The sequence below is a fragment of the Granulicella sp. 5B5 genome (assembly GCF_014083945.1).
Classification (GTDB): domain Bacteria; phylum Acidobacteriota; class Terriglobia; order Terriglobales; family Acidobacteriaceae; genus Granulicella.
In genome coordinates this window covers 2,111,629-2,123,897 of the sequence record NZ_CP046444.1, presented here as the reverse complement: position 1 = coordinate 2,123,897, position 12,269 = coordinate 2,111,629, and the positions used below count along the sequence as shown (strand labels likewise).

Here is a 12,269-nt window from a genome sequence, read left to right as displayed (position 1 = left end):
AGAGAGTAGGGGATAGAGGATAGAGAAAGACAAATGATGCGGCGGAGACCTGGGTCTTCGCCGCGCTTTGTTTGTGGCGGGGATGGAGCGTCACCCCACTCATGCCGACGATGAAGCTGTCGGCATGAATGGGGCACCCAGCACCCAGCGAGGAATGTTCGACTTTGGTTTGAGGGTTGTTGATGCGGATGTCAGGAGGTGGCTTGTATGCTGGAGGCGAGGTGCTGAGAGCGATGCGTCGAGTGATGTTGCTGGCCGGGGTGTTGGCGATGAGTGGGGTGATGGCAGCGCAGGATGGGCCGCATGGGACCGTGACCGGCAAACTGACCGGGGCCGATGGCAGCGTGATCGCGAGCGCGTGGGTGACGGCGATTCCGGCAGAGGGGCCGGTGGATGTAGACAACCCCGAAGAGCTGACGGGAGACGATGGCAGCTTTACGCTGCAGGTGCCTCCAGGGAAGTACTTTGTGGTGGCGAACTATGACTGGCCGGCGACGGAGAGCGCTCCGGTGCTGACGAGCTACTATGCGGGCGCGGGCGCGCCTGCCGCCGAGAAGGAAGATGGTGCGAAGGCCGTTGAGGTGAAGGCCGGCGGGACCGCGAAGGGGATCGACATCCATGTGACGCGGGCTCTGGTGCCGAAGTACTTCGATGTGGTGGTGAAGGACGCAGACGGCAAGGCCTCAACAACAGGCACGGCGTTTTTGACTCAGGTGAACCAGGCAGGCGTTGCAGGCAACGACAGCGGTGCGACGTTTGTGGACAAGAACGGCCATGCGAAGCTGCTGGGGTTTGAGGGCGTCGACTATTTGCTGTGGGCGGAGAATGGGTGAAGGCTGCGAAGACGTGCGCTCCGGTGATGAAAATGCCGAAGGAGACCGTGCCGAAAGGGACGATCGCTCTGCAACTGACGATGGCGCAGCCGGCGTGCGGCAAGCAGGAGGATGACGCTCGCAAGACGGCGTATGCGATGCAGCCTCGGGCTGACCAGTAAGCTTCAGTGGTAGAGAAGCGGGTCTCTCCGCTGCGCCAAACGATAAAGATGTTTGGCTTCGGTCGAGATGACACTTCATGGGTAGTACATACGAAACGCAGATTTCCTGCGGGAATGACAAACAAGCGGGAATGACAACAACGAAAGCGGAAGAGCGACGCTTTATGGCAGGACAGGTTTTCTTTACCGAAGAGACGATGAAGTTTTTGCGCGGGCTGAAGAAGAACAATGACCGCGAGTGGTTCGAGGCGCGCCGCGATGTGTACGAACGCGCGTTGAAGGCGCCGATGCTGGCGTTTGTGGAGGCGATCAATGCGAAGCTGGTGGAGTTTGCGCCGGAGCATGTGAGGCCGGCGAACAAGATCACGATGCGGATCTATCGGGACACACGGTTCAGCAAGAACAAGGCCCCATACAAGACGCAGCTTCCGGCGTGGTGGGCGCGGCGTGGGATGGAGAAGACGTCGGGCGGCGGATATTACATGCACATCAATCCGCAGGAGGTGCTGGTGGCCGCGGGTGTGTATATGCCGGAGCGCGAGCAGCTGCTGAAGATCAGGACATGGATGGCGGAGAACCATGCTGCGTATCGGAAGCTGCTGAAGACGGCGATGAAGGGCCATGGGCTGTCGTTGAGTGGGGACGATGCGCTGACGCGGATGCCGAAGGGGTTTGCTGCGGAGCATCCTGCAGATGAGTTGCTGCGCGCGAAGAACTGGGGCGTGAGTGTGCGGCTGCCCGCGGAGCTGGCGCTGCAGCCGACGCTGTTGAGTGAAGTAGTGAAGCGGATGAAGGCCGCGACGCCGGTGGTGGAGGCGCTGAATGGGGCGATTCTGGCGGGTGTGGATGAGCGCGAAGGACGACCTCGGAAGGCGCTGTTTTAGTCGTGAAACAGGGCAAAAAGGGAAGAAAAACGGGAAAGATCGGTAAAATTCCACAAAATACCGAAGAATATCGAAGAAATTCGATGTTTTGGCGTTGACAAAGCTTGCGAGAAAGTTGAAGGTTGAACTCGGCGCGGTTCTCCGCACCCGCATGAACACTGGTGTTTGTCAGCAAGGCGCAGCTCACTGAGGGACACTGAGGTGCAGGTTGCGGGAGATGGGCTGAGGCCCATGCTCAACTCAAAAAAAACTACGCGAAACGAAGGAGTACATACGATGGCTAAGGGAATGACAAAGACAGCACTGGTCCGCCACCTGGCGGAGAAGCTCGAACTGACGAACAAGCAGACCGCTGGCTTTCTGGAGCTGCTGGCTGAGACGGCAGTGAAGGAGACCAAGAAGAACGGCGAGTTCACGATCCCCGGCATCGGCAAGCTGGTGAAGGCAGAGCGCAAGGCGCGCATCGGCCGCAACCCGCAGACGGGTGAGGCGATCAAGATCAAGGCGAAGACCGTGGTGAAGTTCCGCGTGGCGAAGGTCGCGAAGGACACGATCGCTCCGCCGAAGAAGTAACTGGCAACGCTCTCTACGGAGGCAAACACAAAGGCCGCGGCGTTGCTGCGGCCTTTGTGTGTTTATTGAGCGCGTGTGGCTGAAGATCGAGCTTTTGTGGCGATATGGGCAAAATACAGGGGTCTCTCCGCTGCGCCAAACGATGAAGCCGTTTGGCTTCGGTCGAGATGACACAGTGGCGAGGGTGGGTGAAGGAAGACGCGATTAGTCCTGCTTAGGTTTGGGGAGGAAGGCGCGGACGATGAGCCCGATGCCGAGGGAGATGAGCAGGCCGCGGCGCATGGGATTGGCGTTGAAGCTCCAGCCGAAGATGAGCAGCGTGAGAGTGGCGCCGAGGAAGTAGACTTCGCCGAGGACGGCCTGCAGCCAGTGAAGCTTGTCGCCCGCGGAGGGGACCTGTGGCGTGGGTGCGGGCAGGAAGCGCGGAACCGCAGCCATGTAGTCGCGATAGGGCTGGCCGTACTGCGTTGTGAGGAAGGGTTCTTCGGCCAGGACGAGACGGAATTCGAAGATCCAGATGAGGGCGAGGGTGAAGATGGCGCCGACGGGCGTCATGAGGATGGAGAGAGCGAAGGTGTGCAGAAGGATGCCGAGGTAGAGCGGGTTGCGGGTGCGGCGGTAGGGGCCGTCGGCAAGCATGGCGCGGCCGCCAGGGCCGGTGGCTTGCAGGGTAGGAGACTGAACGACGCTCATGCCGACGTAGGCTGATCCCCAGATGCGAAACCATGCGGCCAATGCCATGAAGACGACGGCGACAAGCAGTACGGCGATGGTGGCGCTGGAGAAGGTGAGCAGATGCTGGTGCGCGAAGAGGGCGGAGATGACCAGCCATGTGGAGCGTGTTGTGACGCCGAGCGCCTGCAGGATGCCGGGCGTGTAGGTGTCGAGCACGGGGATGAGCCCGAAGCCGAGCAAGTAGATGAAGGCGTGGATGAGGAAGCGGAAGCGGTACTCGAACTTTGTTGCGGGCATTTAGAGAGGTTTCCCTTTTGGTCTAGAGGTGATCCTAGCAAAATACAGGGGTCTCTCCGCCTCGCAGGACGATGAAGCCGTCCTGCTTCGGTCGAGATGACAGCTTTTCATGGATGCGATAGAGAGAACTAGAAGCTGTTCTCCGAGATAGGTGGCAGGTTGGGGAGCGCGGCGGTGGAGATGGTTGCGCCGAAGCCACCTTGCGTGGGCTGCGGCTTGTCGACGGCGGTGGGTTGGGCTTCGTCCTTGTAGATGACGCCGGACTTCATGACGAAGGGGACGTGCTGGAGGAGCTTGATGTCGTGGAGCGGGTCGCCCTGGACGGCGATGACGTCGGCCCACTTGCCGGTGTCGAGTGAGCCGACGTGCGCGGTCCAGCCCATGAGGTCGGCGGCGTTGAGGGTGGCAGTCTGGATGGCGGCGAGCGGGGTCATGCCGAACTGGTTCACGTAGACATCAAGCTCATGCGCGTTGAGGCCGTGTGGGTAGACCGCTGCATCTGTACCGCAGGCGATTTTGACGCCCGCCTTGATGGCCTTGATGGCGTTCTGCTTTTCGACGGCGGAGACGTCCTTCATCTTCTGCTGGTAGAGCGCGGGGAGGTTGCCGTACTGCTGTATCCAGTCGATGAGGTAGGCGGTGGGGACGAGGTAGGTGCCGTGCTTGAGCATCATGGCGATGCCGGCGTCGTCGAGGTAGCTGCCGTGCTCGATGGAGTCGACGCCTGCTTCCGATGCCCAGAGGATGGCCTGCGCGCCGTGGGCGTGCGCGGCGACCTTGCGGCCGAGGCGGTGCGCGTCGGCGACGATGGCCTGCATCTCTTCAAGCGTGTACTGCGATGCCTGCGGGTCGTCGCCCTTGGAGAGCACGCCGCCGGAGGCGCCGATCTTGATGAGGTCGGCACCGTACTTGATGTTCTGGCGGACCATGTGCTGCACGGCGGGGATGCCGTCGGCGACGCCTTCGCCGACGACGTGATACTGCTCAGGGAGAAGGTTCTCGTCCATGTGGCCGCCGGTGATGCCGAGCGGTGGGCCGCTGACCTGCATGTGCGGGCCCGGGATGTGGCCGGCGTTGATCTCGTCGCGCAGAGAGACGTCTGTGAAGCCGTTGGCTCCTACGTTGCGGACGGTGGTGAAGCCAGCTTCGAGGGTGACCTTGGCGTTCTCGACGCCGAGGATGGCCTCTTTGCCGTGGGTCATGGTGAGCTCGAAGTAAGGGTCGAAGTTGGTGGCCATGGTGAGGTGTGTGTGCACGTCGATGAGGCCGGGAAGGACGGTGTAGCCGGTGAGGTCGACGACACGGTCTCCGGGCTTGGCGGGTGTGGATGCCGTGGGTGCGAGGCCGGCGATGTGGTCGCCTTCGATGATGACCGTTTCGCCGGCGGTCTCCTTGCCGGTGTGGACGTCAAGCACGTGGCCGGCGCGGAGCAGTGTGCGCGGTGCGGCTGGTTTGTAAACGAATTGCGCGGAGGCGAGGGTAGAGGCGAATGCGAAGAGGGTGAGAGGGGTGCAGATGCGGAACATGCGCAGCATGTGAGACCTCGTGGCGAAGCGAGATGCGATGCGGGATACCTGAGTGTAGAGCATCGCGCCAGGGAAACATGCACTCTTCGGGGTGGGTCGCTAAACCGCAGCGTCAAGAGAAGTCTGCGGGTTCTGAAAGATCGTTCTCAGATTCCGTGTCCAGATTAAGACCGCCGAACGCTCTCCCCAACTCAGCCAATGTGGTTCCCATTCTGCCACTCTTCGCTAAAGAATCCATATAGTGCTCAAAGGTCGTGACCACATAGGTAGGCACTCCATCTTCAGTGATAAACACTGGACCCTGTTCGGCGGCCTTCATGACAGCGCCTGGATCGTGATCGAACTCCGCGCTCGTGATATTCAATTCAGTCATCAAGCGCCTCGCTTCGAGTGTTTCACTCTTATGATCAGTATCCATCCTAAAGACATCGTGCCGATCACTTGTCTCCTAAAGAATTAGGATATGCGCGATTGATTATGGTTGTTGTCCTAAAGCGGTAAGGATGGCGTCGAAGTCTTCTACGCCGGAGTATTCGATGATGACTTTGCCGCGGCCCTGTTTATCGTCGATGGTGACTTTGAGGCCGAGGGTGCGGCGGAGCATGTCCTGGGCTTCGCGGACGTTGGGGTCCTGCGCGGGGGTCTCTTTGGCCGTGGGCTTGGGCTTGGAGTCGGGGTTGATGAGGCCCTGGACGTAGGTTTCGGTGCCGCGGACAGACATGCTGAGGGCGAGGACTTTCTGGGCGGCGGCGGTGATGGCCTCGGGTGAGTCCAGCGCGAGGAGGGCGCGGGCGTGGCCGAAGGTGAGCTCTCCGGTGGCGACGAGCTGCTGGACGTGGTCGGGCAGCTTCAGCAGGCGCAGGAAGTTGGAGACGGAGGCGCGGTCCTTGCCGGTGCGCTCGGCCATCTGCTCCTGGGTCATGTGGAAGTCGCGGCTGAGGCGGTGGTAGGCGTGCGCCTGTTCCATGGGGTTGAGGTCGGCACGCTGGAGGTTCTCGACGATGGTCATCTCCATCGCCTGGACGTTGGAGACCTCGCGGACGATGGCTGGAATGGTGGCCTTGCCTGCCTGCTTGCTGGCGAGGAGGCGGCGCTCGCCGGTGATGAGGGTAAACCTGTCACCTTCTCCCTTGCGGACGACGATGGGTTGGACGACCCCGCTGGCCTGGATAGAGGCGGCGAGCTCGGTGAGCTTGTCTTCGTCGAAGTGGGTGCGCGTCTGGTAAGGGTTGCGGTCGATGAGGTCGAGGGGGATCTCCAGCGGCTTGCCAGTGGGGGCGGGCTGCTCGGCAACGGCGACGACCGTGGGCGCGACTGCGGGACGCGATGGGAGGAGGGATTCAAGACCCTTGCCGAGGGCTGAACGCTTTACGGGTGTTGACATAGTTGGTTCCTTAGAGACAGATAGGAGAGGCTAGGGGCGAGATGCGAGGTGATCGGGCTAGGACTTGCTGAACCAGCGGCGTTTGGGCTGGCCGGCTGATTCCAGGGACTTAAAGCTGGGTTCGGGTTTGGGGGTTTCGATCTTGGGTTTGGGGGTGTAGCCGTTGCGTTCGAGGATCTCGGCGGCGAGGTCGCGGTAGGCTTCGGCGCCCCGGGATTTGGGGTCGTAGAGCAGGACGGGCTTGCCGTGGCTGGGGGCCTCTGCGAGGCGGACGTTGCGGGGGATGGTGGTTTTGAGGAGCTTGTCGCCGAAGTAGCCCTGGAGGTTGTCGCGGACGGCCTGGGAGAGGTTGGTGCGGTCGTCGAACATGGTGAGGAGGACGCCCTCGACCGAAAGACCGGGGTTGAAGCTGCCGGTGACGCGCTCGAGGGTAGAGATGAGTTCGGAGACGCCTTCGAGGGCGAAGTACTCGGCCTGCATGGGGACGAGAAGGGTGTCTGCCGCGACAAGGGCGTTGAGCGTGAGGAGGTCGAGTGCGGGCGGGCAATCCAGGAGGATGAAGGGATAGTCGGCGCGGATGGGCTCGAGGGCGTCGCGGAGGCGGGTTTCGCGGCCTTCTGCGGCGACGAGCTCGATGTTGGCACCAATCATGTTACGGGTGCCGGGGATGAGGGAGAGACCGGCGACCTCGGTTGAGAGGATGGCGTCGGAGGTGGCGGCGCTGCCGAGCATGAGGTCGTAGACGCTGATGCGGGTGGCGTCGAGGGCCGGATCGCGGCGGAAGCCGAGGCCGCCGGTGGAGTTGGCCTGGGGGTCGATGTCGATGAGCAGGGTGTTATGGCCTTCGAGGGCGAGGCCGGCGGCGAGGTTGATGGCCGTGGTGGTCTTGCCGACGCCGCCTTTCTGGTTGACGACGGCGATGACCTTGGACTTGGAGGCGGGAGTAGTGCTGGAGGACTCGGGCATGATGATGGAGTCTCAGGCTAGCAGATGGGAGGGATGGAGTGTTCCACGTGGAACATGGTTGGTAAGGATAGCGGTGGAGAAAGTGTGGAGTGGGTGTGGGAATAGAGGAGTAAAGGAACGGAGTGTTCCACGTGGAACATTCTGGTTAGGGGCAATGTTCGAGGGTTATGTAGCCGTGGGATGGCGAGGGGAGCGGTATGTTGTCTGAGGCGGTGGTAGAAGGGGATTCGGCCAGGGTGATGAGCCAGCCGGCGGACGCGACGCGGGGGCGGGCAGCGATGAGGGCGAGGTCCATGCGGTCTACGGCGCGGAGAGTGACGGCGTCGAAGCGACGGGCGCTGGGCATCTCCTCGATGCGGGCGGACCAGACTTCGGTGTGCGGGAGGGCGAGGGTGCGGATGGCCTCGCGGAGGAAGGTAGCCTTCTTGTTCTGGGACTCGCCGAGGGTGACGCGGAGTTCGGGGAGCAGAAGCTGGATGGGGAGGCCGGGAAAGCCGGCTCCGGAGCCGAAGTCGAGGAGTGTGGCTGCGGGTGAGAGGCGCGAGGCAAGTTGGAGGCCTGTGAAGAGGCTTTCGCCGAAGTGGCGCTGGACGATGGTCTCGGGATCACGGATGGCGGTGAGGTTGGTGCGGGCGTTCCACTTGAGGAGGAGGTCGAGGTAGGTGGAGAGCTGCGGGTAGAGCGTTGCTGGGGCTGGGGTATCGCCGAAGTAGGGGGCGAGAAGGGTGATGAGGCGGGATTCGGGGAGTGTAGGCATGGTGAGAGAAGGCGCTCCCGCAAAGTACGCTAAGTTAGCCAAGTTTCGCCACGGGAGCGATGACGAGGTTAGGCGGTTGGGATGAGTCTGGCGGATTCGGAGACGAGGCGGTCGAAGAGGTTACGGCTGGTGGGGGAGATGTCGTAGGAGCGCTCGGGGTGCCACTGGATGCCGAGGAGGAAGCGGGAGTGTTCCACGTGGAACGTTTCGGGGTCTCCTGTTTCATGGTGTTCCACGTGGAACATCTTGTCGGCGAGAGTTGGGTCGAGTTCGATGGCTTCGATGACGGCATCGTCGGGGCAGCGGGCGACGATGCGGAGGGCGTCGCCGGGCTGAGCTACTGCCTGGTGGTGGCTGGTGTTGATGGGCAGGCGATAGAACTGGTCGGCGATGATGCCTTCGGCGGAGGGTACGATGCACTCGGCGGGGTCAACCAGGGTGCCGAGGAGGGAGTCTTTCGCGATGAGTGCAGTGTGCGCGATGGCGACGGTGGGGCCGGCGGAGTGGTTGACCGGGAGCGGTGTGAGGTCCTGGACGAGGGTGCCGCCGCGCCACGTGTTCATGGACTGGACGCCGTAGCAGATGCCGAGGGCAGGCTTGCCGTGGTGGATGGCGTCGTCGAGCAGGGCGAAGTCGGTGGCCTCGCGGGCGGGGTCGGCTGGGTTCGTGGCCGGGTCGAGTTCGGCGCCGAAGAGGTCGGGATTGACGTCCGCGGGTGAGCCGGTGAGCAGGACGCCGTGGGTGGTGGCGAGCAGGGCGGTGCGCTCGGTGGGGGTGAGGGTGAGCGGGACCTCGACCGGGTCACCGCCGGATTGCTGGATGGCAGCGGCGTACATGGGCCAGGAACGCTGGTTGTAGGCGAGGTCGGTGGTGGTCGGGACCGGGATGGCGATGCGTGGCTTCATGCGTTGTGGGTGGGCCCCCCTCCCGTACTTTTGAGCGAAAGTATTGAAATGGTTGGGGTTAGGGGAGTATTTGTTATAGTGTTGATTCTAAATTGGTTATTGGTGGAGAGCCTGGATTGGTTGATGGCCCGGGTACTTGTTTGGAGAAGAGCTGCGAGAGGATATTGATTTGCCTCTACTTCTATTGTAGCGGGGATGTTTTCGGAGGGAAGAGAAAAGCTTTCCCGCAAAGTACGCGAAGTTTAACGCTAAGTTGCGCAACGGCTGCCTCGGTGAATGCAGGCAGCCGTTGCGGGTTTGCGGCGAGTGATTTTTGTGAAGAGTGGTTGGGTTGAGGTTAGTAGTCGTCGCCGTCGTCGCCGATGGGCATGCCGGGTGGGGCTTCGATGGGCTTGGCGGCTACGAACTTTTCGGGGTCGTGCTTGAAGTCGTCGATGCGGGCGATGAGGGCCCGGCGGTGGATGGCTTCGGCGGTATCGGTGGGCATGGGCTCGGTGGTCCACTGCTTGTAGAGATCGTCGATGTGGGAGAGAGCGATGGCGCGGGCCTGGCTGCTGGCTTCCTTGTTGATGCTGAGGGAGAGCATCCACTCGAGGCCGCGGAACTCGACGGCGCGCTCGACTTCGCTCGTCATGGAGTGGCCGCCTTCGGGTCGCTCGGCTGTGGTTTTGGAGACGGCCTCAAGCACGCTGCGGAGTGAGGGGGACTGGGGGACGCGCATGTGGTACTCGATGAGGCGGGATGCGCGGGCGGGGTCGAAGAGAACTTGCAGGGTGAGGTCGGCGGCGGATTCGGCGGTGGCGATGGGGTCGAAGGTCATCGCGGTGTGCGAGGGGAAGGACTCCAGGTTACGTGGGTAGCCGGGCGGCGGTGGCGGCAGGAGCTTGAGGATGGACTCAGGCAGAGTGAGAGTCTGCGGCGTGAGCGTTTGCAGGACGGCGGTGAGCGCAGCCTTTTGTTTGGCGGGGTCGACGATCTGCGGGAGCAGTTGGCCGTCGCCGCGCATGTTGTAGCGGTAGTCGAGGCCGCCGATCATCTTGATGGTGGCCTCGGTCTGGTAGCGGTGGAAGAGATAGAGCGGGACGAGGACGTCTTCGAGGTGAGCGAGCGGCTCGCCGGGCTTGATGTTGTTCTCGCCGAAGTTCTTCAGTGCGGCGGCGCGGACGGCGAGTACACGGTCGAGTTCGGCGGGAAGGTCGCTGCCGTTGTCCCAGAGGTGGTCGATGGGCGAGGCGGAGCTGAAGGGGCGGGCATCCTGGTCGGTGAGGAAGACCATGCCGGTCTTCTGGGAGTCAGCGAGGATCTTGCTGAGGGCGGCTTCGTCTTCGACGGGGTGGCCGTTCTTGTCGAACTCGCGGTAGCCGTAGTCGATGGAGGTCTTGTCCCAGATGCCGATGCCGACGGGGTAGGCGTGGGCGATGTCGATCTTGCCATTGGCGTCGAGGGTGACCCAGGGGTGCGGGTACTCCATGACGCTGAGGGTGTGTTCGTGGTCGTTGGGGGTGTAGGTGGAGGCGGCGAAGTTGTGCGCGAGGCCAAGGGTGTGGCCGGTCTCATGCGCGGCGAGCTGGCGGATGCGTTGCAGGACGAGTTGCAACATGGGGTCCTTCGCCGGGTCCGGTGAAGCAGATCCCTCCGCTGCGCTGCGGGATGACAAATCCTTGTAAGGGCTGAGGAGTGCTTCGGCGATCATGTAGTCCTGGCGGCCGCGGAGGGAGCCGAGGGTGACATTGCCTTTGAGGATCTCGCCGGTGCGGGGGTCGGAGATGGTGGCGCCGTAGCTCCAGCCGCGGGTGTAGCGGTGGACCCACTGGATGATGTTGTAACGGACGTCCATGGGGTCAGCGCCCTGCGGGAGGATGTCGACTTTAAAGGTGCCGGGGGCCCAGCCGGCGGCCTGGAAGGCCTGGTCCCACCAGCGGGCGCCTTCAAGCAGGGCGGAGCGGATGGGTTCAGGTGCGCCGTTGTCGACGTAGTACTGGATGGGTTTGACGGCGACGCAGGCGGTCTTGCAGTTGGGGTCTTTCTTGATGAGGCGGTGGCGCTCGATGAAGCGCTGGGTCATGTCGTCGCCGAGCGGGACGTTGTAGTCGCGGTAGGCGAAGTCGAAGTAGCCGGCGTTGGGGTTGAAGCGGCGCGGGACGAAGGAGCCGTCGAGCGGCGGAAGCTGCACGAAGCTGGTGCGTTCGCGAATGGTGACGGAGCGGGGGTCAGGGGCGGTGTCGCGGACCCACCGGCCGGGGACACCTTCGGTGGTGAGGGTGAGGACCGACTCGACGACGGAGTTTTCAGGGAAGGCCTTGGTGTTCTGGAGGTCGATGGCGGAGCGGGTGGCATCGACCTTATAGGTGCCCTGCTTCATGCGGGTGATGGCTTCGGTGACACCGAAGTTGTCGTGCAGGAGAAAGTCGGTGGCGTCGACGAGGATGGTGCCGGCGTCGTCATCGGCGGCAACCGTGAAGCCGTAGAGGATGGAGGCGGGGAAGGACTCGTTGACGGGCCGCGAGACGAGGGGGTCGTCGACGCCGGAGCGGAACATCTGGTTGGGCTCGACCATGAGGACCTTGGGGCCGACGCGCTCAAAGTGGACGACGAGTCCGCGAGAGGTCTTGCCGCGGTCGAGGCCGAGATCGTTGGAGCCGGTACCTGCGGCTAGCGAGGTGGTGTAGAGGAGGTCGGGCGATTTGCCGGAGGCGTCGAGGTGGATCTCGAGGAAGATGTGGCCGGTTTTGGCGTCCCAGTGGAGCGGGACGAAGCCGGGGATGTTCTTCATGCTGGCGGTTTTTGCAGTGACGGTGGGGATGGGCCCGGAGGCGGTCTCGCGGGATTGGGCGTGCGTCGGGAGGGCGACGCAGAGGGCGGCGAGCAACAGAAGATTGTAGGGACGCATGTACTTTTGTAGCGCGTGAGGAGACGAAAAGCAAAAGAAGGTACGGAAACGCTCAGGGCGAGTGAGCGAAGTTGCGGAGTCGGGAGCAGGAAAAAGGCAAAGCGTTCACGCAGAGTTCGCAGAGTGAGCAAAGTTTCGCGGTGTAGTGTAAGGCCAAAACGAGTTGGACGCAGAAAAGGGTGGATGCCGATGGCACCCACCCTTTCCCGGTTAGGACGAACGAAGGAGCTTAGCCCTGCTGGGGGGTGTCGTCCTTCTTTTCGAGGAGGTTTTCGATGGCTTCGATACCACCGAAGCCGGCGACGGCGGCTGTGCCTTCGGCGAGTATGCCACCCTCAGGGTTGAGTTTCTTTTCGGCTTCTACGGCGGCGAATGCGCCGGCTGCTTCTTCGAGGATGCCCATGATGGTTCTCCTTGC

General features: G+C 62.6%; 13 protein-coding genes. 4 read left to right on the top strand and 9 right to left on the bottom strand.

The annotated features are described in order from the left end of the window. Window positions 1-233: 233 nt before the first annotated feature. From GOB94_RS08875 to GOB94_RS08860, 4 genes are all read left to right on the top strand, one after another. On the top strand, window positions 234-833 hold the full coding sequence (locus GOB94_RS08875) for a carboxypeptidase-like regulatory domain-containing protein (protein ID WP_182275599.1): 600 nt from the start codon (window positions 234-236) through the stop codon (window positions 831-833). 32 nt (window positions 834-865) lie between these two features. Further along, window positions 866-994: a hypothetical protein gene (locus GOB94_RS16865; protein WP_255483765.1), complete on the top strand. Its 129-nt coding sequence runs from the start codon at window positions 866-868 to the stop codon at window positions 992-994. A 164-nt stretch (window positions 995-1,158) separates the two neighbouring features. Next, on the top strand, window positions 1,159-1,878 hold the full coding sequence (locus tag GOB94_RS08865; RefSeq protein ID WP_182275597.1) for a DUF2461 domain-containing protein: 720 nt from the start codon (window positions 1,159-1,161) through the stop codon (window positions 1,876-1,878). A 276-nt stretch (window positions 1,879-2,154) separates the two neighbouring features. Further along, the gene (locus GOB94_RS08860) at window positions 2,155-2,451 is read left to right on the top strand and encodes an HU family DNA-binding protein (protein ID WP_182275596.1); all 297 of its coding nucleotides are present in this window, start codon (window positions 2,155-2,157) and stop codon (window positions 2,449-2,451) included. A gap of 204 nt (window positions 2,452-2,655) precedes the next feature. On the opposite strand, the gene GOB94_RS08855 is transcribed toward GOB94_RS08860, so the two are convergent. From GOB94_RS08855 to GOB94_RS08815, 9 genes are all read right to left on the bottom strand, one after another. Next, window positions 2,656-3,423: an isoprenylcysteine carboxylmethyltransferase family protein gene (locus GOB94_RS08855; RefSeq protein ID WP_182275595.1), complete on the bottom strand. Its 768-nt coding sequence runs from the start codon at window positions 3,421-3,423 to the stop codon at window positions 2,656-2,658. Window positions 3,424-3,551: 128 nt separating this feature from the next. Beyond that, window positions 3,552-4,958 carry an amidohydrolase family protein gene (locus GOB94_RS08850; RefSeq protein WP_182275594.1) on the bottom strand — a complete coding sequence of 469 codons (1,407 nt, stop codon included), beginning with the start codon at window positions 4,956-4,958 and terminating at the stop codon, window positions 3,552-3,554. A gap of 103 nt (window positions 4,959-5,061) precedes the next feature. Then, window positions 5,062-5,322 carry a type II toxin-antitoxin system prevent-host-death family antitoxin gene (locus tag GOB94_RS08845; protein ID WP_220464897.1) on the bottom strand — a complete coding sequence of 87 codons (261 nt, stop codon included), beginning with the start codon at window positions 5,320-5,322 and terminating at the stop codon, window positions 5,062-5,064. A 102-nt stretch (window positions 5,323-5,424) separates the two neighbouring features. Continuing rightward, window positions 5,425-6,333, bottom strand: a complete 909-nt coding sequence (locus GOB94_RS08840; RefSeq protein ID WP_182275592.1) for a ParB/RepB/Spo0J family partition protein — start codon at window positions 6,331-6,333, stop codon at window positions 5,425-5,427. Window positions 6,334-6,390: 57 nt separating this feature from the next. Beyond that, window positions 6,391-7,299: a ParA family protein gene (locus GOB94_RS08835; protein WP_182275591.1), complete on the bottom strand. Its 909-nt coding sequence runs from the start codon at window positions 7,297-7,299 to the stop codon at window positions 6,391-6,393. Window positions 7,300-7,444: 145 nt separating this feature from the next. Continuing rightward, on the bottom strand, window positions 7,445-8,056 hold the full coding sequence (gene rsmG, locus GOB94_RS08830; protein ID WP_182275590.1) for a 16S rRNA (guanine(527)-N(7))-methyltransferase RsmG: 612 nt from the start codon (window positions 8,054-8,056) through the stop codon (window positions 7,445-7,447). Between the two features lie 68 nt (window positions 8,057-8,124). Then, a complete protein-coding gene (locus tag GOB94_RS08825; protein ID WP_182275589.1) occupies window positions 8,125-8,961 on the bottom strand; it encodes a gamma-glutamyl-gamma-aminobutyrate hydrolase family protein in 837 nt (278 codons plus the stop codon). 337 nt (window positions 8,962-9,298) lie between these two features. Next, on the bottom strand, window positions 9,299-11,851 hold the full coding sequence (locus GOB94_RS08820) for a zinc-dependent metalloprotease (RefSeq protein WP_182275588.1): 2,553 nt from the start codon (window positions 11,849-11,851) through the stop codon (window positions 9,299-9,301). 229 nt (window positions 11,852-12,080) lie between these two features. Next, complete coding sequence (locus GOB94_RS08815) at window positions 12,081-12,254, bottom strand: hypothetical protein (protein ID WP_182275587.1); 174 nt, start codon at window positions 12,252-12,254, stop codon at window positions 12,081-12,083. Window positions 12,255-12,269 lie beyond the last annotated feature (15 nt).